This is a genomic window from Streptomyces sp. NPDC093111 (assembly GCF_040683955.1).
GTDB lineage: Bacteria > Actinomycetota > Actinomycetes > Streptomycetales > Streptomycetaceae > Streptomyces.
Map to the genome: position 1 here is coordinate 110555 of NZ_JBFBNW010000011.1, position 23462 is coordinate 134016.

Consider the following 23462-nt stretch of genomic DNA (forward strand, 5'->3'; position numbering starts at 1 on the left):
ATGGCCGACGCCACCCAGCCGATCGTGGACTGGCTGCGCAAGCGCAACCCCGATGTCGGGGACATCCCGGACGACTTCGACCTGATCGAGAGCAGACTGATCGACTCGCTCGGCTTCATGGAGTTCGTCCTGCTGCTGGAGGACCTGATCGGCCGGGAGCTGAGCCTGGAGCAGATCGACGTGGACCAGTTCCGTACCCTCCGTTCCCTCACGGACCACTTCCTGAAGGGGTGAAGCCGCCCGTGGCGCAGCCCTCCCCGTCGCCCGGCCCCGGCCGGGTCGTCTCCCTGCACCTCGCCGCGCTCCCCGGCGAGCCGACCTTCCCCGTCGCGCGGGCCGGCGCGGTGACCGGCCGCGGCCTGGTCGGGGACCGCAACTACTGGGCGGGCGAGGGTCCCCGCCCCCGCCGTCGGGGGGCCGGGCGGGCCTCCGGCGTCTGCGACGTGACCCTCATCGAGGCCGAGGTCCTCGACGCCCTGGTGCACGAGCACGGCATCACGCTCACCCCCGCCGAGTGCCGCCGCAACCTGGTCTGCCGCGACATCCGGCTCGCTCCGCTGGTGGACCGGGAGTTCCGGATCGGGACGGTGGTCCTGCGCGGACTCAAGCTCAGCGAGCCCTGCGCCCGCCTGGAACAGCTGGTCCGCCCCGGCCTGATCCGCGCGCTGCTGCATCGCGGCGGGCTGCGGGCCGAGGTGGTCCACGGCGGCACGATCAGGGCGGGCGACCGGATCCGGCCGCTGACGCACGACGCGCGCCCGGCCTCGCCCACCCCGGCGGCCGCCGGAGAGGCCCGACCGCCCTCGCCCACTCCCCGTACCCGCTGACGGAGAACGGTCCGCACACGTCCGTGTCCGGGGACCCGGACGGCCCGCCCCCGCGTCGCGCGGCCGGCCGGCCGGCCGGCTCCCGGCCCTGCAGGCAGGAAGACAGCATGGCGATCGAAGGCACCGCCCCCGGGCGGAAGAACGGTACGGTTCCGGACCTCGGCGGGGAGGGCCCGTCGCCCGAGGCCGCGGTACGCGCGGAACGCGCCGCCAAGGCGCTCGCCGAGGCGGGGGCGAGCGTCTCCGTCCGCACGCTGGAGTGGGGCTTCGCCCTCCGGCTCGACCAGCGGGCCGTCGACCGGCTCGCGCACTCCGGCGGCGCCGGGTCCGACGACGGGTTCCCCGGGCTGATCCGGGACGTGCTCGCCGGCGTGCTGCCCGAGGGGCTCGCGGAGGCCGTCGGCGCCCGACTGGCCGGGCGCGCCGAACGGATCGGGGCGACCGCCCGGGGCGCCGGGTGCGAGCTGCGCTCGCCGTGGGCCGCGCCCACGCTGCTCGCCCCGATGGCGCTCGACGCGCCGCCGCGCGAGACCGGCCTGTGGTTCGGCGTGTTCGAACCGGGCGCGGGCTGGGGGGCCGAGCACCCGTTCTCGGCACGGTACGCCTCCGAGACCCCCGCCCTGGCCGTCTTCCGCGAGGACCTGTACTGCGTCTACCAGGGCCGGGGGGACGACCCCGACCTGTGGTGGACGGCGCACCGCGCGGACGGCGGCTGGTCCGACGACCGGCCCTTCCCGTCCCACCACACCCTGGGCAGCCCGGCCCTGGCCGTGTACGAGGACCGGCTGTACTGCGCGCACCGGGGCGGCTCGGGCGCCTGGGGCATGGCGCTCACCGCGTTCGACGGCGAGAGCTGGGGCCCGGACCTGCCCGTCCCGCGTGCCGAGAGCGTCTACGGCCCGGCGCTGGCCGTCTTCCAGGGCGCCCTGCACCTCGCGTACGCGGCGGCCGACCAGCGGATCATGATCACCAGCAGCCGGGACGGTCGCGCCTGGACCGCCCCCGAAGCCGTGCCCGGCTGCGCCACCACGAGGTCCCCGGCGCTCGTCGTGTACGACGACGCCCTGCACCTGCTCCACGGCAACCCCAAGGACGGCGCGATCCACTGGAGCCGTCGGCGCGACACCGCCTGGATCTCGGAGGGGCCGATCCCGGGGCACCGCACCCGGAGCAACATCGGCCTGGCGGTCTTCGACGGCCGGCTGGTCTGCGTGCACCGCGACCCCGCCCGCCAGCGGCTGCGGTGGTCCTCCTACGACGGGACCCGGTGGAGCGCGGACGCCGAGCTGCCGGACCACAGCAGCAAGTACGGACCCGCGCTCGCCGTCCACCGCGACCGGACCGGCACCCGCGACCAGCTCCTGTGCGTCCACCGGGGTCACGCCCAGCGTGCGGTCACCGCGACGGGCGAGGTGCTCACCGACGAGGACCCGGCGGGCCTGCACGAACTCGACGATCCGGAGGCGGTCACCGGCTGAGGGCGGGCGGGATCCGGTCTACGCGCGTCCGCGTCGGCGCCGGTCCATCGGAAGACACGACGCGGAACGCGCCCGCTTGGATCTATGCCCACAACCCACCGGTAGGGGGCGCGATTTACCCCTGACCCGGGAGAGGATTCCGGACGCACTGTCCAAAAAGATTCAAAGGAACGATCCGTGCGACCACGATTCTCCGGCATGACCGCCTCCCTGGCCGCATTCGGACTCCTCGGTTCCCTCGCCACCGCCTGCGGCTCGGCCGGCGGCGAGGGGACGACGCTGCGCCTGGTGGTCCCCGAGTACGGCGACAGGCCGGCGACGAGTTCCAAGGCGTACTGGGACAAGCTGACGGCCGCCTTCACCGCCGCCCACCCCGGGAAGACGGTCGAGGTGACGCTCTACCCCTGGGCCGACATCGACCGCGAGGTCACGCGCATGGTGAAGGAGGACGACGCCCCGGACGTGGCGCTGATGGGCGCGTACTCCGACTTCGCCGCGCAGGACCGGCTGTACTCCGCCGACGAGGTGCTGTCGGTCAGGTCGGAGGCGAACTTCCTTCCGCCGCTGCGGGAGGCGGGCTCGGTCGACTTCACGCTGTACGGGCTGCCCTTCGTGGCCAGCAGCCGCCTGCTCTTCTACAACAAGGAGCTGTTCGACAAGGCGGGAGCGGAACCGCCGAAGACCTGGTCGGACCTGAAGAACTCGGCCGAGGCGCTGAAGAGGGAGGGCGTGCGCTTCCCGTACGCCCTGCCGCTCGGTCCCGAGGAGGCGCACGCCGAGGCCCTGATCTGGGAACTGAGCAACGGCGGCGGGTACACCGACAACACCGGCGGCTACAGCATCGCGTCCGCGCAGAACACGCAGACGTTCCGGTGGATCAGGGACAACCTGGTCGAGCCGAAGCTCACCGGCCCGGTACCGCCCGGCCGGCTCGACCGGCAGGACGCCTTCGACGCCTTCCTGCGGGGCGACGTCGGCATGGTCAACGGCTATCCGTCGCTGCTGCACGAGGCGCGGGCGAAGGGGATGCGGGTCGGCACGCTGACCATGCCGGTGTCGGACGCGCTGAGCGGCGGGGAGGCACCGCCGTCGGTGGGGGTCGCCGACTGGATGATGGCCTTCAAGCACGACGGCAACCGCGAACTGGTGGGCTCCTTCCTGGACTTCGTCTACGAGGACAAGAACCTCAACGAGTTCGCCGGGCGCTACCACCTGCTGCCCTCGACGGTGTCCGCGACCCAGTCGTCCCGGGACGCCGCGACGGACCCCGGTGCCGAGCAGTTCCTGACCGCACTGCGCACGGCCCGGCTCTACCCGGTCGACGATCCCTCCTGGCTGCGGGCCAGCGACGCCATCAAGCGGAACATCGGCAAGGCCGTCGCGCCGTCCGCCGACCCGAAGGCGGTACTGGAGGGCATCGCCGACCAGGTCCGGGACGCGGCGCAGCAGCGGTGACGGCCGGGACCGGCGGCGGCCGGGTGCGCCGACGGGGTCCCGGCCGGCCGCGGGTCAGGGCCGGTGCCGCAGGGCGCCCGGCCACCAGACCGCGGGGCCGATGTCCCGGACGAGGGCCGGCACCAGGAGCGACCTGACGACCAGGGTGTCGAGCAGGACGCCGAAGGCGACGATGAAGGCGATCTGGACGAGGAAGGCCAGCGGGATCACGCCCAGTGCCGCGAAGGTCGCGGCGAGGACGACGCCGGCCGAGGTGATGACCCCGCCCGTGGCGACCAGGCCCCGGCGCAGGCCCTCGCGGGTGCCGTGCAGCTCGGTCTCCTCGCGCACCCTCGACATGAGGAAGATGTTGTAGTCGACGCCGAGGGCCACCAGGAAGACGAACCCGTACAGCGGGACCGCCGGGTCGGTGCCGGTGAAGCCGAGGACGTGCTCGAAGACGAGGGCGGAGACGCCCAGCGTCGCGAGGAAGTTGAGCGCGACGGTCGCCACCAGGAGCACGGGCAGCAGCAGCGAGCGCAGGAGTCCGACCAGGATCACCAGGATGATCGCCAGCACGACGGGGACGATGAGCCGCCGGTCCCGTTCGGCCGTGACCTGGGTGTCGTACTGCTGGGCCGTCGTGCCGCCGACGAGGGCGTCGGCCCCGGGAACCGCGTGCAGGGCGGTGCGCAGCGCGGCGACGGTCCTCTTGGCGGCGTCGGAGTCGGCGGCGTCCGCGAGGGTCACGTCGATCCGGACGCGCCCGTCGGCGACGAGCGGCCGGGAGGTGCCGGGGACGGCGAAGAGGGTGGCCGAGGCGACGCCGTCGACGCCTTCGGCGGCCGTGCGCACCGGCTGCGCGGCGTCCGCGTCGGCGATGACGACGGCGGGGTTCCCGGCGCCGCCGGGGAAGTGCCGGCCCAGGCGCTCCTGGGCGGTGACGGAGGGCGCGTCGTTGACGAAGATCTCGTCGAGCGGGACGCCCTTGGAGTCGAGCGTGAAGGAGAACGCGGCGCAGGCGAGGAGGGCCGCGAGGGACGCGGCCCAGACCTTGCGCGGGGCGCGGTCGACGAGCGCCGCGACCTTGCGCCAGGCGGGGTGCGCCGCCTCGCCGTCCGCTCCGGCGGTCGTGCGGGGGCGGGCCGGCCAGTAGGCGGCGCGTCCGAGCAGGACGAGAGCGGCGGGGAGGAAGGTCACCGCGCTCAGGACGGCGCACGCGATGCCGATGGCGCCGACGGGGCCGAGGGCGCGGTTGTTGGTGAGGTCGCTGAAGAGCAGGGCCAGCAGGCCGAGCGCGACCGTGGCGGCGCTGGCCACGATCGGGCCGAGGGACTGCTTGAGGGCGGCGCGCATGGCGGGGACCCGATCGCCGTCGCGTGCGCCCAGTTCCTCGCGGTAGCGGGCGGCGAGGAGCAGGGCGTAGTCGGTGGCGGCGCCGATGACCAGGATGGACAGGATGCCCTGGACCTGGCCGTCGACCCGGACGACGCCGTGGTCGGCGAGGACGTAGACGACGGCGCAGGCCAGGCCGAGCGCGAACACGGCGCCGAGGATGATCAGCACCGGGAGCAGGACGCTCCGGTAGACCAGGAGCAGGATCACGAGGACGGCGACGAGGGCGACGACCAGCAGGAGGCCGTCGATGCCCGCGAACGCGTCGCGGAGATCGGCCCGGGTCGCGGCGGGGCCGCCCAGCCACGTTTCGGTGCCCGGTACGGCGGACGCCGCCGCGTCGACCTTCGCCAGGACGTCGGGCAGCCCGTCGCCGAGGTCGGGGCGGAGCTGGACGACGCCGCGCAGGGCCTCGCCGTCCTCGGAGGGGAAGGCCGGGGAGGGGGCGCCGACCACGCCTTCGGTGCCGGTGAGGGAGGCCAGTGCCCGGGTGGCGGCGGCCCGTGCGGACGGGTCGACCCTGCCGCCGCCCTCGGCGGTCCAGACGACCAGGGCGGGAAGGGTCTCCTCCTGGCGGAACGCCTCCTGGGCCCGGAGGACTCGGGTCGACTCGGCGCTGCGGGGCAGGAAGGCCGCCTGGTCGTTGGTGGCCACCTCGCCGAGCTTGCCCGCGTAGGGGCCGAGCCCTCCTCCGACGGCGAGCCAGACGACGAGCACCAGCAGGGGCAGCAGCCTGCTCGCCCAGCGCGCGGGTGTGGACATGGAGAGGCCCCACAATCTCTCGATGATGAACTATCTCGATGATCGAGAGATATTGAACCACGGGACCTCCGGGGATCCGTGGACCAGCACCCCGCCCGACGGGGAGACGAGGCCGCCGTCGCTCAGCGTCGCGGGGCGCGCAACGCGCCGAGCTCCTCGTTCAGGGCGTCCAGGTACCGCAGGACGACGGCGAGTTCGTCCCCGCTGAACCGCTCGCGCGCCCGGCCCGCGGCCTGGGCCAGCGGCAGGAAGTGGGCCCTCGCCGAGGCGCGGGCTCCCGGGGCGTAGTGGATGCGCACCACCCTGCGGTCCTCCTCGGCCCGGCTGCGCCGGATGTGTCCGGCCTTCTCCAGGCGGTCGAGGCACGCGGTGACCGCGCCCGACGTGAGCCCCAGGTGCTCCCTGAGGAGTCCGGGGGTGGCCGTGTCCGGGTGGTCGAGCACGAACGCCAGCGCGTGGACGTCGGTGGGGTGCAGGCCCTCGTTGACGGCGAACCCGTGGACCAGGCGGTTCATCTCGCCGATCGTCCGCCGCAGGGTGACCGCGAACCGCTGCAGATCGGCCGTGCCGCTGTCGTCCGTCACGATCGTCTCCGTCTGCGCGTCACCCACGCGACAAGCCTATGCGGACACCGGTCGGACCACGGAACCGGCCCGGCCGTGAATCCGGCCGGTCGTGACGCCGGCCGGCCGGGGCGGCCCCATGGGTCTGGGCGCCCCGGCCGGCCGGGCTTCGGGGTGGGGAGGAGGGAGCCGGTCAGTCCCGGTCGAGGACCGTCGTGAGGACCTGCCGCAGCGCCTCCTCGGGATCCGCGACCGCCGCTTCGGACCGCCAGGCGACGAACCCGTCGGGGCGGACGAGGACCGCGCCGTCCCCGGTCACGCCGTGGAGCTCCGCCCAGTCCGTCTCGCCCTCCGGGGACAGTTCCGCGTCGGGTCCGGTGCCGACGCGGTACGCGTCGACGGGTACGGAGAGCCGCTCGGCGACGCGCCGCGCCGCGGTGTGCCACCCCCCGGCGCCGTCCGCGCCGCTCAGGAGCACCATCGACCGCTCGTACAGGTCGAGGGAGGAGACCCGGTCACCGGCACGGCGCAGCCACAGGTGGGGCGCCCGGCTGCCGGGCTCGCCCGTCAGCCGCAGCCCGTCAGGGACGACCGGCAGCTCCCGGTCGGCGCCCTGGACCGCGCCCTGGGGGTAGCGGTAGCCCAGCGCCACGTTGAGGATCCCGCCCTTCCTGCCGCCGGCGCCACCACCGCCACCGGCGGCGCCGGCGGCTTCGGCGGAGGGCGCGTAGCCGGGGTGGCTGTGCTCGACCGAACGCTTAGAGGCGCGGGAGCTCGTCGCCTCCGCGACGGGCCGGCGTTCCGCGTCGTAGCTGTCCAGCAGGCCGGGGCCGGCCCAGCCGCCCAGGACGGCGGCCAGCTTCCAGGCCAGGTTGTGCGCGTCCTGGATGCCGGTGTTGGAGCCGAACGCGCCGGTGGGCGACATCTCGTGGGCCGAGTCACCGGCGAGGAACACCCGGCCGTCCGCGTACCGTTCGGCGACCCGTTCGGCCGCGTGCCAGGGCGCCCTGCCGGTGATCTCCACGTCGAGGTCCGGCACCCCCACGGCCCGCCGGATGTGCTCCCGGCAGCGCTCGTCGGTGAACGCCTCCTCGGACTCGCCTTTCTCGGGGTGCCAGGGCGCGTGGAACACCCACCGCTCCTGGTTGTCCACCGGCAGCAGCGCCCCGTCGGCCTCCGGGTCCGTCAGGTAGCAGACGACGAAGTGCCGGTCGCCGACGACCTCCGCGAGGCCCCGGGACACGAAGGTGACGCTCACGTTGTGGAAGAGGTCGCCGGGGCCGTTGTGCCCGATGCCGAGCCGTTCGCGGACGGGGCTGCGCGGGCCGTCCGCCGCGACGAGGTAGTCCGCGCGGATCGTCTGGTGCTCGCCCGTGTCACGGCTCTTGACCTGGGCGGTCACCCCCTCGGCGTCCTGCTCGAACGACATCAGCTCGGTGGAGTACCGCAGGTCGCCGCCGAGCTCGCGCGCCCGCTCCAGGAGCACCGGTTCGAGGTCGTTCTGGCTGCACAGGCACCAGCCGGAGGGGCTGAACCGGGCGACCCCGCCGCCGGGGTCGATCTCCCTGAACAGCCACTCGCCGGCCTCGCCCACCAGGCTCGGCGTCTGCAGGATGCCGTTGTTCCGGGCCAGGACGGCCGCGGCCTCACGGATCCCTCGCTCGACACCGGCGCTGCGGAACAGCTCCATCGTGCGCACGTTGTTGCCGCGTCCCCGCGGGTGGAACGAGGTGCCCCGGTGGCGTTCGACCAGGGTGTGCGGCACGCCGAGACGCCCCAGGAACAGCGAGGTGGCCAGGCCCACCAGCGAGCCGCCGACGATGAGGACGGGCGTGCGGTGACCGACGTCGCCGGCCTTTTCGATTCGGTTCATTGATCGCCTCCAGCGTCGCCTGCGACGCAAGCCAGGGGTGGACTGCAGATTCATGCCCGCTACGGGCCCGATCGCGTGTCCGGGGCACCTGAATGAACGCGCGGTTCACTCAGGTGCCCCGTGGGGCTCGCGCGGATCGCCTCCTCCGCCAACGATCGGCACATGACGACTGCGGGCCCACGGTGCCCGGCGGTCCTTCCCGAACCCTCCTCGCGGAAGAGAAAGTGGTGCGCTGGATGTCCAACTCGGGACGTATTTCGCAGTCGGCGTTCGACGGATCGAGACTGCGGGTGATCCTGCTGCTCGATCTGTACGAAGGTGCCCAGCAGCAGTTCCTGGACGCGTACGAGCTCATGTGCAAGCAGGTCGCGTCCGTGCCCGGTCACATCAGTGACCAGCTCTGCCAGTCGATCGAGAACCCCTCGCAGTGGCTCATCACCAGCGAGTGGGAGAGCGCTCCGCCGTTCCTCGCCTGGGTGAACAGCGAGGAGCACGTGGAGACCGTGAAGCCCATGCACAGCTGCGTCCGGGACACCCGGTCGATGCGCTACAGCATCCTCAGGGAGACCGGTCCCCGCCGGCCGCTCGCGCCCGAGCACGCGCCCTCGCGGCACCAGGTGGCCGCCCGCGTCGGCGACGGAGCCGCCCGCCACGCCCTCACGTTCACCGTCAAGCCGGGCTCCGAGTCGAAGGTCGCGGAGCTCCTCGCCGGGTACGAGTCGCCCGAGGCCCAGGTCGACGAGAACACCCGGCTGCGCCGGACCTCGCTCTTCATGCACGGCAACCGCGTGGTGCGGGCCGTGGAGGTCGAGGGCGACCTCCTCGCGGCCCTGCGCCACGTCGCCCGCCAGCCCGAGGTGCGCGCGGTCGAGGAGGCCATCAACCCGTACCTGGAGCAGGACCGGGACCTGACCGACCCCGAGTCGGCACGGCTCTTCTTCACCCGGGCCGCGCTCCCGGCCGTGCACCACGTGGTGTCCGGCCGGCCGGCCCCGGACGACGTGCGGCGGCACGCGCTGTACTACCCGGCCAAGGAAGGCCGCGGGATGGAACTGGCCCGGCTGCTCGCCCACCAGGACGCGGCCGCCGCGGACGACCCGGCGAGCCCGGTGTACGGCAGCACCGTCTTCCAGCGGGACGACATCGTGGTGCGCCTCGTCGACCTCACCGGCGAGCTCGACGCCGACCCCGTCGCCTCGCTGGGCCTCAAGGGCCCCGGGACCGCCGCCGAGCTGGAACGACTCCTCGACGGCGCCGCGATCGGCGTCGAGGGCTCCCTGGAGACGGAGCGCAACATCAACCGCCTCCTGTCGCACGCCGACATGCTGCCCGTCACCGACCGCAGCTCGGCGGTCTCCTGACGCGCGGGCACGGCCGCGGCCCCCGGGCCGCGGCCGGTCACCCGCACGCCACTTCACCACCGGAGGTAACAACCATGCTCAAGCAGCGTCCTCGCATCGTGTCCCTGAGCGAGACGGAACCCAACCGCAGGCGCGGGGGTGACCTGCGGGCCATGCTCACGCCGGCCACCGTGGGCTCCACCAGCGGCTTCATGGGCCTGGCGATCGTCGCGCCCGGCGAGCGCATCGGTGAGCACTACCACCCCTACTCCGAGGAGTTCGTGTACGTCGTCTCCGGCGCGCTCGAAGTCGACCTGGACGGCGAGACGTTCGGCCTCGTACCCGACCAGGGCCTCCTGATCCCCATCGACATGCGGCACCGGTTCCGCAACGTCGGCGACGTGGAGGCCCGCATGGTCTTCCACCTGGGGCCGCTCGCCCCGCGGCCGAGCCTCGGCCACGTCGACACCGAGGTCGCCGAGGACGGCGAACTCGCGGCGGCGGGGCCGCACCTGACCGTGCACGACCCGGTCCCGGCCGAGCGAAGCGGGGCCGTCGAGTGAACCGGCGCGTGGCCGTCACCGGCATCGGTGTGGTCGCGCCGGGCGGCACCGGGACGAAGGCGTTCTGGGACCTCCTCGCCGCCGGCCGCACCTCCACCCGCGGCATCACCCTGTTCGACCCGGCCGGACTGCGCTCCCGGATAGCCGCCGAGTGCGACTTCGACCCGACCGCGCACGGCCTGGACCCCGAGCTCAGCCGACACGCCGACCGGTACATCCAGTTCGCCGTGGTCGCCGCGGACGAGGCCGTGCGGGACTCCGGGCTCGACACCGACACCGAGGACCCCTGGCGCGTCGCCGTCTCCCTGGGCAGCGCCGTCGGCGGCACCACCCGGCTCGAACACGACTACGTGCTGGTCAGCGAGGGCGGGCAGCGGTGGGACGTGGACCACCGCGCGGCCGAGGCGAAACTGCACATGGCGTTCTCGCCGAGCACGCTCGCCTCGGTCGTGGCCGAACAGTTCGGCGCCCGAGGCCCGGTGCAGACGGTCTCCACCGGCTGCACCTCCGGCCTCGACGCCGTCGGCTACGCCTTCCACACGATCCAGGAGGGCCGGGCGGACGTCTGCATCGCCGGGGCGTCGGACTCGCCGATATCCCCGATCACCATGGCCTGCTTCGACGCCATCAAGGCGACGTCGCCCGACAACGACGACCCCGAGCACGCCTCCCGGCCCTTCGACGACCGCCGCAACGGCTTCGTCATGGGCGAGGGCGCGGCGGTCCTCGTCCTGGAGGAGTACGAGCACGCCAGGGCCCGCGGTGCGCACATCTACTGCGAGATCGGCGGCTACGCCACCTTCGGCAACGCCTACCACATGACCGGTCTGACCGGTGAGGGACTCGAGATGGCCCGGGCGATCGACTCCTCGCTCGACCAGGCCCGGCTCGACCCCACCCTGGTGGACTACGTCAACGCGCACGGCTCGGGCACCCGGCAGAACGACCGGCACGAGACCGCCGCCGTCAAGCGCTCCCTGGGCGCCCACGCCTACGACACCCCCATGAGCTCGATCAAGTCGATGGTGGGGCACTCGCTCGGCGCGATCGGCGCGATCGAGGTCGTCGCCTGCGTCCTGGCGCTGAAGCACCAGGCCGTACCGCCGACGGCGAACTACGAGACCCCCGACCCCGAGTGCGACCTGGACTACGTGCCGCGCACCGCCCGCTCGCGGAAGCTGAGGAACGTGCTCTCCGTGGGCAGCGGGTTCGGCGGATTCCAGTCCGCGGTCCTCCTGACCGGGCCGGGAGGGAGATCACGATGAACAGTCACGGACCACGGCGCGCGGTCGTCACCGGCATCGGGGTGATCGCCCCCAACGGACTGAGCTCCGAGGCGTACTGGAAGTCGGTACGCGAAGGGCTCGGCGTCCTGGACCGGATCACCCGCGAAGGGTGCGAGCACCTGCCCCTCAAGATCGCGGGCGAGGTACGGGGCTTCGATGCCTCCTCCCTCATCGAGGAGCGCTTCGTCGTCCAGACCGACCGGTTCAGCCACTACGCGATGGCCGCCGCCGCCATGGCCCTCGACGACGCGGGCCTCGGCGACGACCCTGAGGAGCCGTTCGACATCGGGGTGGTCACCGCCGCCGGGTCCGGCGGCGGCGAGTTCGGCCAGCGCGAGTTGCAGAAGCTGTGGGGACAGGGCTCCAAGTTCGTCGGCCCCTACCAGTCCATCGCCTGGTTCTACGCGGCGAGCACCGGCCAGATCTCCATCCGCAGCGGCTTCAAGGGGCCCTGCGGGGTGGTCGCCAGCGACGAGGCGGGCGGGCTGGACTCCGTCTCCCACGCGGCCCGCGCCGTACGGCGCGGCACGGGCGCGGTGGTCGTCGGCGCCGCCGAGGCACCCCTCGCCCCGTACTCGATGGTCTGCCAGCTCGGATACCCCGAGCTCAGCACCGTCGAGGACCCGGACCGGGCCTACCGGCCCTTCACCTCCGGGGCCTGCGGCTTCGTCCCGGCGGAGGGCGGCGCGATGCTCGTCGTCGAGGACGAGACCCGGGCCCGTGACCGGGGAGCGGCCGTCCGGGCCGTCGTGGCCGGCCACGGCGCCACGTTCACCGGCGCCTCCCGCTGGGAGGAGTCCCGCGAGGGACTCGCGCGTGCCGTCCGCGAAGCCCTCGCCGAGGCCGAGTGCGCCCCGGAGGAGATCGACGTCGTCTTCGCCGACGCCCTGGGCGTACCGGCGGCGGACCGCGCCGAAGCACTGGCGCTCGCCGACGCACTGGGGGCGCGCGCCTCCCGCGTCCCGGTCACCGCGCCGAAGACCGGCTTCGGCCGGGCCTACTGCGGGGCACCCCTCCTCGACATCGCGGCCGCCGTCTTCGCGATGGAGCAGGGCGTGGTGCCCCCGACCCCGAACGTGTTCGACATCGACCACGACCTGGACCTGGTGATGTCCCGCGCTCGCCCCGCCGAGCTGCGCACGGCCCTCGTCCTCAGCAGAGGACTCATGGGATCCAACGCGGCGCTGGTCGTGCGCCGCGGCGACGAATCCGCCCGGTAGGACCGGGCGGGAAGGAGAAGCACCCTCATGATCACCACCGCACTGACCTTCGACGAACTCTCCGTGCTGATGAAGCAGGCGGCCGGCGTCACCGCCGACCCTCGGGAGCTCGAGAAGGCGCCCGACGCGCCGTTCAGCACCATCGGTCTCGACTCGCTCGGGCTGCTCGGCATCGTCGGCGAGCTGGAGAACCGGTACGGCGTCTCGCTGCCCACGGACGCGGAGCGCTGCAAGACGCCCGGCGAGTTCGTCGGTCTCGTCAACAAGACCCTGCAGACGGGAGTCTGACGTGGCCGGGCACACCGACAACGCGATCACCATCGACGCTCCGCTCGACCTCGTCTGGGACATCACCAACGACATCGAGAACTGGCCGAGCCTGTTCAGCGAGTACGCCTCCCTGGAGGTGCTCTCCCGGGAGGGCGACTCCACCACCTTCCGGCTGACCATGCATCCGGACCAGGCCGGGAAGGTCTGGAGCTGGGTGTCGGAGCGCACCGTCGACCGGCCGGGGCGGACCGTCCGCGCCCGCCGCGTCGAGACCGGACCGTTCGCGCACATGGACATCCGGTGGGAGTACGAGGAGACGCCGGCCGGCGTCCGGATGCGCTGGGTGCAGGACTTCGCGATGAAGCCCGACGCTCCGGTCGACGACGCCTGGATGACGGACAACATCAACAACAACTCCCGCACCCAGATGGCGCTCATCCGGGACCGCGTCGAGCAGGTCGCCCGCGAGCGCCGGAGCGCGCCGGTCCTGCCCGGCTGACGGCGCACGCACCTTCCGGGTCTCCGGCCGGGGACCCGTACCCCCTCACACCCGTACACCGCACACCGCACACCGCACACCCAGGAAGGACGCCCGATGCACCACGCCCTGATCGTCGCCCGCATGGCCCCAGGTTCGGCGCCGGCGATCGCCGACGTGTTCGCCGCCTCCGACCGCGGCGAGCTCCCGCACCTGGTCGGCGTCACCCGGCGCAGCCTCTTCCAGTTCGGGGACGTCTATCTGCACCTGATCGAGTCCGAGCGGGACCCGGCGCCCGCCATCGCGAAGCTGACGGGGCACCCGGAGTTCCGGGACACCAGCGAGAAGCTGTCGGCGTACGTCAGCGCGTACGACCCGGAGACCTGGCGCGGCCCCAAGGACGCCATGGCGCACTGCTTCTACCGCTGGGAACGGGACACCCGTTCCTGAGCACCCGCCCGTGCGCAGGCACGACGGAGCACACCGAGGCCGCCCGCCCCGCGACAGACGCGGAGCGGGCGGCCTCGGTTTCCGGGCTTCCCGTCAGGCGGGGACGGTGCACTCGAAGGCGTGGAGGTACGCGTTGACCGGCCGGATCTCGCCGATGACGAGACCGGCGTCGGTGAGCCGGTCGACCATGCTCTGCCGGGTGTGCTTCGCGCCGCCGACGTTGAGGAGCAGCAGGAGGTCCATGGCGGTCGTGAACCTCATCGACGGGGTGTCGTCCACCAGGTTCTCGATCACGACGACGCGGGCGCCGGGCGGCGCCGCCTCGCGGACGTTGGCCAGCGCCCTGCGGGTGCTGTCGTCGTCCCACTCCAGGATGTTCTTGATGATGTAGAGGTCCGCCCGGACCGGGATGTCCGCGCGGCAGTCCCCGGGCACGACGCGCACCCGGGGGGCCAGGGCGCCGCCCGGGCGCAGCCGCGGATCGGCGTTCTCCACCACGCGCGGCAGGTCGAGCAGGGTGCCGTGCAGGCCGGGGTGCTTCTCCAGCAGGCTCGCCAGGACGTGCCCCTGGCCGCCGCCGATGTCCACGACCGAGGACACGCCGTCGAGGTCGAGCAGGTCGGCGACGTCCTGGGCCGACTGCCGGCTGGAGGTGGTCATGGCCCGGTTGAAGACGTACGCGGACTCCGGCGCGTCCTCGTTGAGGTACGCGAAGAACTCCCTGTCGTACACGTCCTCGAAGACGTTGCGGCCGGAGCGCACGGCCTCGTCCAGTTTCGGCCACACGTCCCACGTCCACGGCTCGGTGCACCACAGCGCGATGTAGCGCAGGCTCTGCGGATCGTCCTCGCGCAGCAGCCGGGACATCTCCGTGTGCGCGAAGGTCCCGTCGGCGTGCTCGGTGAACACGCCCTGGCAGGACAGTGCGCGCAGCAGCCGCCGCAGGGTCCGCGGCTGGGTCTTCACCGCCGCCGCCAGGTCCTCCACGGTCATGGGGGTGTCCCCGAGGGCGTCGGCGACTCCGAGGCGGGCGGCCGCGCGTACGGCGGCGGCGCAGGCCGCCCCGAAGACGAGCTCCCGCAGCCGCATGGGGGGCGGGGTGGCCTGATGGGTGGGGGCCGGGTCAACAGTCGTCATCTGTCGCCTTGTCTGTGCGGTGGTGCCGTGGGTGTGGGGGGGTGTGTGGGTCGGGCAGGGGGAGGCCGTCAGCACATGCCGGCGGGTTCCGAGACCCCGCAGGTGTTGCCGCGGAAGGTGTTGCCCTTGCCGGTGTCGCGGACGGCCAGGTCGGCCGAGCCGTTGCGCAGGACGACGTTGTCGCGGATGTCGTTGCGTTCGTTGGGGGCGCCGACGAAGCTCTTGAACAGCACGATGCCGCCGGACAGCGGCGAGGTGCCCACGTTGTCCTCGATGCGGTTCTCCGCCACCGTCGTCTCCTCGGCGCCGGTGAGGACGATTCCCGAGCCTTGCAGGAAGGGCAGTCGGGGGGTCTTGGGGCAGAGCTTGTTGTTGGCGTGGATGTGGTTGCGGCGCAGGCGCATCGCCCCGGCGCGCGGGGTGGACTCGTCGCCCACCACGAAGACCGCGGCGCAGTTGCCGGTCGCCTCGTTGTGGTCGACGGTCAGGTTCCGCAGGCGTCGCACCGTGATGCCGACCCGGTTGCCGGAGGAGCGGTTGTGGCTGATCCGGGTTCCGTCGGTGTCGACGGCCCCGGCCTCCGAGTCCACGGTGTTGGAGACGAACAGGCCGGCGTCCGCGTTGTCCCGTGCGACGTTGCGGGTCAGCACGCTGCGGACGGAGCGCTCCAGGGCGATGCCCCAGTTGCCGTTCTTCTCGGCCGTCACCCGGTCGACCTTCAGGCGGTCGGTCCGCGAGGCCCAGAGCCCGTTCTTGGCGAAGCCCCTGAGGGTCAGCGAGCGCACGGTGACGCCCTTGACGGGAGCGCCGTCCAGCCCGGTCACGCAGAGGCCGTGGCCGGCCTTGGCGCAGGTGTCGTCGGCGGCGGCCGTGCCGGGCGCGAGGACGGTGGGGAAGACGGTCGAGCCCCGCAGGGTCAGGTTCGAGGTGGTGATGCGGACGCTCTCGCGGTAGGTGCCGGGAGCCAGGACGACGGTGTCCCCCGGCCGGGCGGCGTCCACCGCCTTCTGGATGGACTCGCCGGGCTTCACCCGGTGCACCGTCGGACTGTCGGCCGCCACGGGGGCGGCGGCGCCCACTCCGGAGCCCGCGAGAGCCACGGCGCAGGCCAGGGAGGCGATCTGTCGCTTGGTCATGTCCCGAAGCTATGAGGGGGTGTGACGGTCTGCCACCGCTGTTCCCCCGGGTGGGCCGGATGTCCCCCGGAAGGTCGCCGGGCGCCGTGCCGACCGGTCGGGCGCTAGGCCGTTCGCCACTCGGACCGGGTTCCTTCCTGTTCCGTGCTCGACCCGCTGTGACCTGCGGCGACGGGAGTGGAAGGGGCCGGGCGCAACCCTGACGGGGGACACCGGGTCGCGCTTCTCGCGTTGCGGTGGTCACAGGGGGGCGTTTGCCTCGTGCACGGAGCACAGCACAGGTGCCGCGCACACGCGCGGCCGAGAAGGCTCCGAGGAAGCAGAAAGAGAGAAGCATGCGTCTCGCACGTAGCGGTCTGCCCGTCGCCCTGATCGTCGGCGCCCTCGCCCTGTCCGCCCCCTCCGCCCTGGCCGCCGACGGGAGCGCCGACTGGGACGCCGCCGCCGCGGGCGCGGCCACCACCGTGGATGCCGCCGGCACGGTCCGGATCAACCCGCGGAAGGCGTTCCCCGGCTCCACCGTCACCGTCTCCACGACCGCCTGCGGCAAGGAGACCTACGGCAAGGGCGAGTCGGAGCTGGCCGGCCAGTTCCACCTGCTGCCGGGCGAGCGGAAGGGCGTCCTGGTGGGCGAGTTCCGGGTGCCCGAGAACGCCGCCTCGGGCACCGACACGGTGACCCTGAAGTGCCCGCCCCGGATCAAGCAGACCGTCACGTACCACATCTCCGGCCGCCCGCACGGTGCCGTCGAGGCGGGCTTCGGCTGGGCCGCCGGCGCCGAGGAGAGCGACGGGAACGGTGCCCAGCTCGCCCTGGGCGCCCTGCTGCTCGGCGGAGCCGTCGCCGGAGGTGTGGCCCGCCTGCGCCGGCGCTCCTCCCGGGCCGGGACCTCGGCCTGACGCACCGTCCGACCCGGCCCCCGGCACTCCGCGAGGAGTCCGGGGGCCGCCGGGATCCCGGCACCGAGTGAAGGCGGCACCCTCATGAGCACAGGCTCCGGGCCGAAGGCCGCCGACGGGCCGGCGCGGCGCCCGCCGACGGTCCGGACGCTGCTCTGGACCGCGTTCCTCGGGGCCCTGCTGGTGTCCGGCGCGCTGCGGGACGGCAGCCCTCCGCGGCCCACCGCGGCGCAGGCCGGCGCGCCGGCCGCGGCGCGGGCAGTCCCCGGTGCCGCGACGCCTGGTGCCGCGGCGCCCGGTCCCGCGCCGCTGCCCGACGCGGCCCCGGTGCGGATCCGGATCCCGGCCATCAAGGTGGACGCCTTCCTGACCCGTCTGGAGCTGGACCCCCAGGGCAGGCTGCTCCCGCCGCCCATGACGGCCCCCGCGCTGGCCGGCTGGTACGCCGACGGGACCGCGCCGGGCGCGCGGGGGACGGCCGTGGTGGCGGGGCACGTGGACACCCCGTACGGACCGGCCGTCTTCCACGAGCTCGGAGCCCTGGAGAAGGGGGCCGAGATCGCGGTCGACCGCCAGGACGGCCGGACGGCCCTCTTCACGGTCGACGCGGTGGAGGTCCACGCGAAGGACGCCTTCCCCGACGCCCGGGTCTACGCCGGCTCCACCCGCCCCGAACTGCGCCTGATCACCTGCGGGGGCGACTGGTCCAAGAAGACCGGCTACCGGGCCAACACCGTCGTGTACGCGACGATGAGCGCGGTGAAGTAGCCCCCGGGGGAAGGCCGGTCCGCCGTCGCCGCCCCCTCCTCAGCGGCTCACAGCACGGCGAGCCGCTCCACCACCAGCTCCACCCTCCGCTCGGTGTCCTCCGGCGGCAGGCGTCGCGCCCGGGTCAGGGTGGCCTGCCCGTGCAGGGCCGCCCAGAACACCTCCGTGAACAGCCCCGGGTGGACCCCCTCCCCCGCGACCTCGCCGAGGCTCTCCAGGAGCGCGGCGAAGGCGTCCTTCAGCGGCTCCGGCGTGTCCTCCCGGGCGAACGCCAGGCCGCCGTCGAGCTGGAACATCGCGTCGTAGACCGCCGGGTTGCGCTCGGCGAAGCCGAGGTACGCGCGGGCCAGGGCGGTGACCCGGGCGCGAGGGCCGTCGGCGGCGGAGGTCGCGGCCCGCAGCGCCGCGGCCAACTCGGCGGCCCCTTCGAGCGCGACGGCGCCGATGATCTCGCGCTTGCCGCGGAAATGGCTGTAGAGGACGGGCTGGCTGTACTCGATGCGCTCGGCGAGCCGGCGGGTGGTGACCGCGTCCCAGCCCTGCCGCTCGGCGAGTTCACGGGCCGTCGCCACGATGAGGCGTTCGCGGTCCGCCCGTTCGCGCTGCTTGCGTTCCTGTACCGACATGATCTGATCCTAGCATCGCTAGACAATCGAGCGGCAGAAGGTCTAGCGTTGCCCCATCATCTAGCACCGCTAGAAATCAGGAGGGGTCATCATGTTCACCGCACTCGAGGTCTTCACCACCGTGCTCGTCGGCCTGATGGTGGGAGTGGAGTTCTCCGTCGCCTTCGTCATGAACCCGATCTTCAAGGCGCTCCCCGAGGACGCCGGCCTGCTCGGCCGGGCCCACGGGGGCCGGATGCTCGGCGCGGTGATGCCGGTCTGGTACATCACCTCGCTGGTCCTCGCCGGCGTCCGGGCCGTCGCCGGGTGGCACCGCCCCGGCACCGGTCTCGTCGTCACCGGCGCCGCGCTGCTGCTCGTGAGCGTGATCATGTCGGTGCTGCTGCTCGTCCCGATCAACAACCGGGGCAAGACCTGGACCCCCGAGAACCGGCCCGCCGACTGGCAGGAGCAGTCGAACCGCTGGGACCGCTTCCACTACGTCCGCGTCGCCGTCATCATCGCCGCCTTCACCTGCCTGGTCACCGCCCTCACCTGAGCCCACGGGCGATGACCCGGGCGGGACCTGCGCCGATGCGGCTGGCAGAGTCATGACACCGCCCCGGGTCGGGGCGGGGGAACAGCGGACCCCCACAGGTCCGCCGGTGAGAGACGACTCATGCGAAGAATCGCGGCCCGCGGGCTGCACATCATGGCGACGGTCCTCGCGGCCGTCGTCCTGCTCGGAGGGCAGGCGGTGCCCGCCGCCGCCGTCACGACGGTCCCGGGGGACGCGGCCGGCACCGCCACCACCCGGGAGTCGGTCCGGGCGATGACCTGGAACATCTGCGGGGAGGCCGGCGGCCGGATCGCCACGGACGACGGCTACTGCCCGTACCGCAACGTGCCCGGCAAGAAGATCGAGGGGATCGCCCGGCTGGTCCAGGAGCGGGACCTCAACGTGGTCATGCTCCAGGAGGTGTGCTCGGCCAGTCACCTGGTCCCGCTGGAGGCGAAGCTGGAGGCCGACGACCCGGGCTCCGACTGGACGTTCGCGCTCGCGGGCGGGACGCGCCCGGGCGACACGTACCAACCAGAACAGCCGGGCGTCGAGTTGATCGACACGCAGGGCTCGAAGTGCCGCGGCTCGCTGTCCGGCACGCTGGGCGTGGCCATCGGCGTCAAGGGCCGGATCACCTGGAAGACCGAGACGGACTTCACCACCCCGCTCGGCCTGTCGATGGGTCGCGGCGGCGTGCTGTGCGTGGAGGTGGCCGGCTGGGAGAACCACCTGTGCACGACGCACGTGTCCAACTTCGGGGCCGACGTCCCGGAGAGGCTGACGCAGGCGCAGGCCGACCAGTACTACGCCGACCAGATCGCGACGGTCACGGACGTGGTCGGGACGTTCCCGTCCGTCGTCCTCGGCGGTGACTTCAACACCCGGCTCCAGGACCGGCTCCAGCCGCTCTACAGCCTGATGCCGGAGTGCGACCAGCGGGCGTACGGCACCGGCGACACCTCCGACGAGCCGACCAAGCTGACGCTCGGCGGCGTGACGCAGGACGCGAACGGCGGGATCCTGTCGTACTCCGGGTACACGACCGTGAAGATCGACTACCTCTTCGCCACCGGCGGCTTCACCGGCTGCGACTCCCGGACCGACTTCGCGGACCAGGCGGACTACCGGGTCTCCGTCCAGCCGACCTGCACGAAGACGACTCCGGTGAGCGTCCCCGACCCGTGCCGGCCGGACCCGACCGGCTACTCCGACCACACCCCGCTGTACGGCCACACGCAGGGCGGCGGGAAGCCGGCCTGGCGGCTCGACGGCAGCCCCGACGGCTTCGACGGCACGCTGACGGGCGGCGCCACCTGGGCACCCGGCGAGCACGGCGGGGCGCTGGCCCTGGACGGTTCCACCGGTGCGGCCACCGCGGCCGGGCCCGCCGTGGACACCACCCGCAGCTTCACCGTCTCCGCCTGGGCGAAGGCCAACCCGGGCGCGGGCACGTCGGTCGTGCTGTCCCAGGACGGGACGACGATCAGCGGCATGATGCTCTTCTACAACCAGGGCGACAGCAGTTGGCGCTTCGCCCTGCCGAAGGCCGACAGCGCCACCTGGAACGTCGACCAGGCCATCGCCCCCGGTGCCACGGCCGGCAGGTGGACCCATCTCACGGGCGTGTACGACGCCACCAGCGGCGCGGTCTCGCTCTACGTCGACGGCGTGAAGAAGGCCACGGCCGTCCACGCCGACGCCGACCGGTGGGCAGCCACGGGCCCGTTCGTCGTCGGCCGCGACAAGGTGAAGGGCGCCCACAACGCCTGGTTCAACGGCTCCGTGCAGCGCGTGGCGGCCTTCGGCTACCCGCTGCGCGACGACCAGATCGCCTCGTACGCCGGCCGGCTGACGGCGCCGACCGGCCGGAGCACGCAGCTGCGCGAGGTCCCGGGCGAGCCGCTGTCCCAGGGCTGCCACCAGAACGTCGACCCCTTCGGCGCCGACTACGGCACGTCGAGCACCCTCACGCCGACGCTGACGGCGACGGTCACCCACCCCGACCCGTCGAAGGAGGTGTGGGCCGAGTTCTCGATCTGGGACAACACCGACCCGACGCAGCCGCAGCCGATCACCATGGGCGCGGCCGGCTCGGCGAGCACCAAGGTCCGCGGCCAGGGCACCGTCTCCGTCCCGGTCCCCCGGCTGCTCCCGGGTCACACGTACGGCTGGCGCGTCCGCACCACCGACGGCACGACCACCTCGCCCATCTCCACGAACTGCCACTTCAGGGCCCCCGCGGCCTGAGCCCGGCCGGCGGATCGTGACGTCCTCGTCCTGACGTGCCGGTGAGGGTGGGGCCCCACCGCGCGGGGCCCCACCCGCACAGCCGTGCGGAGCGGGGTCAGAAGCGGCTCTGCCCGATCGGGAGGCGCTGCGGGAGGGTCGGCAGCGGGAGCCCGGTGGAGCGGTGGGCCTGGCCGGCCGGGGTCCGGCAGCTGAGGTCGGCGGCGGGCAGACGGCCCGTCACCAGGTAGGCCGTGGCGGTCGCGTCGGCGCAGGATCCCAGCCCGTAGACGCCGTGGCCCTGGCCGCCGAGGACGGTGACCATCCGGGCCCCCTTCATCGCCCGGCGCAGCCCCTGCCCACTGGCCAGGGGCGTCTGCGAGTCCCACTCGTTCTGCAGGACGAGGGCGCCGACGGCGTTGTTCACCTCGGTGGCGGGCTCGGCCCCGCCCCGCCAGAACGCGCACGGCTTGATGTTCGACGCGAAGTCCCCGTACAGCGGGTACCTGCGCTTGTCGCGGATCGCGTCGCGCCGGTACTGCTCCGGGTCGCGCGGCCAGGCACGGGTGTCGGCGCACACCACGGACCAGAAGGCCGCGTCCATGTTGTCCGCCGGGACGGCGGGGGCACCGGCCGGAGCGCCGGCGGGGCGGGCGCCGGCCGAGGGCGCGGGGGCGAACGGCGTGCCGTACCTCGCCGGTGCCGGAGTCCGGCCCTCGGCGGCGTCCTTGAGCCGTACGACCGCCTCGGCGGCATAGGCCACGTCGAAGAAGACGGCCCGCGCCCCGAGCCGGATGTCGTCGCCCGTCAGGCTGACGCCGTCGAGCACGATCGGCTCACGGTCCGCCCGGGCGACCAGCGCCCAGAAGGTCGCGCCGACCTCGGCCGGGGTGGCGCCGAGCCCGTACGTCGCGTTCCGCTCGGCGGCCCAGCCGGTCCAGCGGGTGAACGCCGGTTCCGCGCCCTCGGCCCATATCTGGATCATGCCGCGCCAGATCCGCTGCGGGTCGACCGCGCTGTCGAGGACGAACCGGTCGGCGCGCTTCGGGAACAACTGCGTGTAGACGGCGCCCAGATAGGTGCCGTAGGAGTAGCCGAGGTACGAGATCTTCCTCTCGCCGAGCACGGCGCGGATGACGTCCATGTCCCGGGCCGTGTCGCGGGTGGTGAGGTGCGCGAGGGCGGCGCCGTTCCGCGCCCGGCACTTCTCCGCGACGGTCCGCGCCCACTGGACGTCCTTCGTGAACGTCGCAGCCTTGTACGGGCGTTGCCAGGCCGCCTCGGCGTCGTTCAGGCCACAGCTCACCGGGCTGCTCCGGCCGACGCCCCGGGGATCGAAGCCGATCAGGTCGTACCGCTTCTTCACGTCGTCCGACAGCATCGATGCCATCCAGACCGGCATGTCGAGGCCCGATCCGCCGGGCCCGCCGGGATTCAGCAGCAGCACCCCGCGCCGGTCGCGCGCGCTCGTGGCCTTCGTCCGGGAGATCGCCAGGTCGAGCGTGCGCCCGTTCGGACGGGCGTAGTCCAGCGGCACCTTGATCGTCGCGCACTGGTACTCCGCCGGTCCTTCGGCGTCACAGCGGCTCCAGCGCGGCTTCTGGTGTCCGTAGCGCGCGAGCGGGTCGGATAAGGGGGAGGCGGCGGGCGTGGTGGCGGCGGTCCGGGAGGCCGGTCCGGCCGCCGAGGCCACCGCGGGAGTGAGGACGGGGAGGAGCGTCGCGATGGCGCCGAGGGCCACGACGGACGTCGTTCGGGTGCTTCGCACGATGATGGGGATCCTCGCGGGAGGTGGGTGTTCGGTCCCAAGAACCCTTGCTCATAGGCGACTTGCCCGAATCCCCCCGAAGTACGGCTTCGGGTCCCCCCAGAGGAGGATCCGACCCCGACGCGCGGGTCCGTGGTCTACAGTGAGCACGCAGCTGGTTCGCCCCGTCCGCCAGGCGGGATGCGTCGTAAGAGGGAACCCGGTGGGAATCCGGGACTGCCCCGCAGCGGTGAGTGGGAACGACCGCCGTCACACAGCACTGGGTCCGACGTACCGGACCTGGGAAGCGACGGCCAGTAGGTGTCTCGTTTCGACGGGACGTGCCCGCGAGTCCGAAGACCTGCCCGTTGCCCGCACGCGGACGATTCCGCGCGCGGCCATCCGGTGACCTCGAGGGCGGGTCGGCGACCATACAGGCGGAC

The 23462-nt window shown here is 73.2% G+C and carries 22 protein-coding genes and 1 riboswitch; of the genes, 15 read left to right on the forward strand and 7 right to left on the reverse strand.

Annotated features, from left to right (window positions below):
* The 4 genes from AB0Q96_RS20590 to AB0Q96_RS20605 all read left to right on the forward strand — a co-directional run bounded on the left by AB0Q96_RS20590 (window position 1) and on the right by AB0Q96_RS20605 (window position 3760).
* Window positions 1–234, forward strand: coding sequence for an acyl carrier protein (locus AB0Q96_RS20590; protein WP_365327376.1), 234 nt, complete (start codon window positions 1–3; stop codon window positions 232–234).
* Window positions 235–242: 8 nt separating this feature from the next.
* Complete coding sequence (locus AB0Q96_RS20595; RefSeq protein ID WP_365327378.1) at window positions 243–827, forward strand: MOSC domain-containing protein; 585 nt, start codon at window positions 243–245, stop codon at window positions 825–827.
* Between the two features lie 107 nt (window positions 828–934).
* Window positions 935–2305, forward strand: a complete 1371-nt coding sequence (locus AB0Q96_RS20600; RefSeq protein WP_365327380.1) for a hypothetical protein — start codon at window positions 935–937, stop codon at window positions 2303–2305.
* 198 nt (window positions 2306–2503) lie between these two features.
* Window positions 2504–3760: an extracellular solute-binding protein gene (locus AB0Q96_RS20605; RefSeq protein WP_365327382.1), complete on the forward strand. Its 1257-nt coding sequence runs from the start codon at window positions 2504–2506 to the stop codon at window positions 3758–3760.
* A 54-nt stretch (window positions 3761–3814) separates the two neighbouring features.
* Here the strand turns inward: AB0Q96_RS20605 and AB0Q96_RS20610 are convergent, their stop codons facing one another.
* From AB0Q96_RS20610 to AB0Q96_RS20620, 3 genes are all read right to left on the reverse strand, one after another.
* On the reverse strand, window positions 3815–5896 hold the full coding sequence (locus tag AB0Q96_RS20610) for an MMPL family transporter (RefSeq protein WP_365327384.1): 2082 nt from the start codon (window positions 5894–5896) through the stop codon (window positions 3815–3817).
* 122 nt (window positions 5897–6018) lie between these two features.
* Entirely contained in the window at window positions 6019–6507 is a 489-nt protein-coding gene (locus AB0Q96_RS20615; protein WP_365327386.1) for a MarR family winged helix-turn-helix transcriptional regulator, read from the reverse strand.
* A gap of 145 nt (window positions 6508–6652) precedes the next feature.
* Window positions 6653–8332 (reverse strand): FAD-dependent monooxygenase, encoded by a 1680-nt coding sequence (locus tag AB0Q96_RS20620; protein WP_365327388.1) that lies wholly within the window; start codon window positions 8330–8332, stop codon window positions 6653–6655.
* Window positions 8333–8568: 236 nt separating this feature from the next.
* On the opposite strand from AB0Q96_RS20620, the gene AB0Q96_RS20625 reads away from it, so the two are divergent.
* From AB0Q96_RS20625 to AB0Q96_RS20655, 7 genes are all read left to right on the forward strand, one after another.
* The gene (locus AB0Q96_RS20625) at window positions 8569–9693 is read left to right on the forward strand and encodes a SchA/CurD-like domain-containing protein (RefSeq protein WP_365327390.1); all 1125 of its coding nucleotides are present in this window, start codon (window positions 8569–8571) and stop codon (window positions 9691–9693) included.
* Window positions 9694–9767: 74 nt separating this feature from the next.
* Window positions 9768–10235: a cupin domain-containing protein gene (locus AB0Q96_RS20630; RefSeq protein ID WP_365327392.1), complete on the forward strand. Its 468-nt coding sequence runs from the start codon at window positions 9768–9770 to the stop codon at window positions 10233–10235.
* Window positions 10232–11500, forward strand: a complete 1269-nt coding sequence (locus tag AB0Q96_RS20635) for a beta-ketoacyl-[acyl-carrier-protein] synthase family protein (protein ID WP_365327394.1) — start codon at window positions 10232–10234, stop codon at window positions 11498–11500. The genes AB0Q96_RS20630 and AB0Q96_RS20635 overlap by 4 nt, the downstream gene beginning before the upstream one ends.
* Complete coding sequence (locus tag AB0Q96_RS20640; protein WP_365327396.1) at window positions 11497–12741, forward strand: ketosynthase chain-length factor; 1245 nt, start codon at window positions 11497–11499, stop codon at window positions 12739–12741. Before AB0Q96_RS20635 ends, AB0Q96_RS20640 begins: the two co-directional genes overlap by 4 nt.
* A gap of 27 nt (window positions 12742–12768) precedes the next feature.
* Window positions 12769–13029, forward strand: a complete 261-nt coding sequence (locus AB0Q96_RS20645) for an acyl carrier protein (RefSeq protein WP_365327397.1) — start codon at window positions 12769–12771, stop codon at window positions 13027–13029.
* 1 nt (window position 13030) lies between these two features.
* Window positions 13031–13510, forward strand: coding sequence for an SRPBCC family protein (locus tag AB0Q96_RS20650; RefSeq protein ID WP_365327399.1), 480 nt, complete (start codon window positions 13031–13033; stop codon window positions 13508–13510).
* 96 nt (window positions 13511–13606) lie between these two features.
* Window positions 13607–13939, forward strand: coding sequence for a TcmI family type II polyketide cyclase (locus tag AB0Q96_RS20655; RefSeq protein WP_365327401.1), 333 nt, complete (start codon window positions 13607–13609; stop codon window positions 13937–13939).
* Window positions 13940–14032: 93 nt separating this feature from the next.
* On the opposite strand, the gene AB0Q96_RS20660 is transcribed toward AB0Q96_RS20655, so the two are convergent.
* Together AB0Q96_RS20660 and AB0Q96_RS20665 are read right to left on the reverse strand one after the other, a co-directional pair.
* On the reverse strand, window positions 14033–15076 hold the full coding sequence (locus AB0Q96_RS20660; protein WP_365327403.1) for a methyltransferase: 1044 nt from the start codon (window positions 15074–15076) through the stop codon (window positions 14033–14035).
* A 68-nt stretch (window positions 15077–15144) separates the two neighbouring features.
* Window positions 15145–16212, reverse strand: coding sequence for a right-handed parallel beta-helix repeat-containing protein (locus AB0Q96_RS20665; protein WP_365327405.1), 1068 nt, complete (start codon window positions 16210–16212; stop codon window positions 15145–15147).
* Window positions 16213–16547: 335 nt separating this feature from the next.
* Here AB0Q96_RS20665 and AB0Q96_RS20670 point away from each other — a divergent pair, with 335 nt between their 5' ends.
* Window positions 16548–17111: a sortase gene (locus AB0Q96_RS20670; RefSeq protein WP_365327407.1), complete on the forward strand. Its 564-nt coding sequence runs from the start codon at window positions 16548–16550 to the stop codon at window positions 17109–17111.
* An 84-nt stretch (window positions 17112–17195) separates the two neighbouring features.
* A complete protein-coding gene (locus tag AB0Q96_RS20675) occupies window positions 17196–17879 on the forward strand; it encodes a class F sortase (protein ID WP_365327409.1) in 684 nt (227 codons plus the stop codon).
* 47 nt (window positions 17880–17926) lie between these two features.
* Here AB0Q96_RS20675 and AB0Q96_RS20680 read toward each other — a convergent pair whose 3' ends face one another.
* The gene (locus tag AB0Q96_RS20680) at window positions 17927–18505 is read right to left on the reverse strand and encodes a TetR/AcrR family transcriptional regulator (RefSeq protein WP_365327411.1); all 579 of its coding nucleotides are present in this window, start codon (window positions 18503–18505) and stop codon (window positions 17927–17929) included.
* Between the two features lie 91 nt (window positions 18506–18596).
* Between AB0Q96_RS20680 and AB0Q96_RS20685 the strand changes: the two genes are divergently transcribed.
* Window positions 18597–19043 (forward strand): DUF1772 domain-containing protein, encoded by a 447-nt coding sequence (locus AB0Q96_RS20685; RefSeq protein ID WP_365327413.1) that lies wholly within the window; start codon window positions 18597–18599, stop codon window positions 19041–19043.
* Window positions 19044–19163: 120 nt separating this feature from the next.
* The gene (locus tag AB0Q96_RS20690) at window positions 19164–21293 is read left to right on the forward strand and encodes a LamG-like jellyroll fold domain-containing protein (RefSeq protein WP_365327415.1); all 2130 of its coding nucleotides are present in this window, start codon (window positions 19164–19166) and stop codon (window positions 21291–21293) included.
* A 97-nt stretch (window positions 21294–21390) separates the two neighbouring features.
* Here the strand turns inward: AB0Q96_RS20690 and AB0Q96_RS20695 are convergent, their stop codons facing one another.
* Complete coding sequence (locus AB0Q96_RS20695; RefSeq protein ID WP_365327417.1) at window positions 21391–23040, reverse strand: alpha/beta hydrolase; 1650 nt, start codon at window positions 23038–23040, stop codon at window positions 21391–21393.
* Window positions 23041–23178: 138 nt separating this feature from the next.
* Window positions 23179–23403: riboswitch (cobalamin riboswitch) on the forward strand.
* Window positions 23404–23462: the final 59 nt, after the last annotated feature.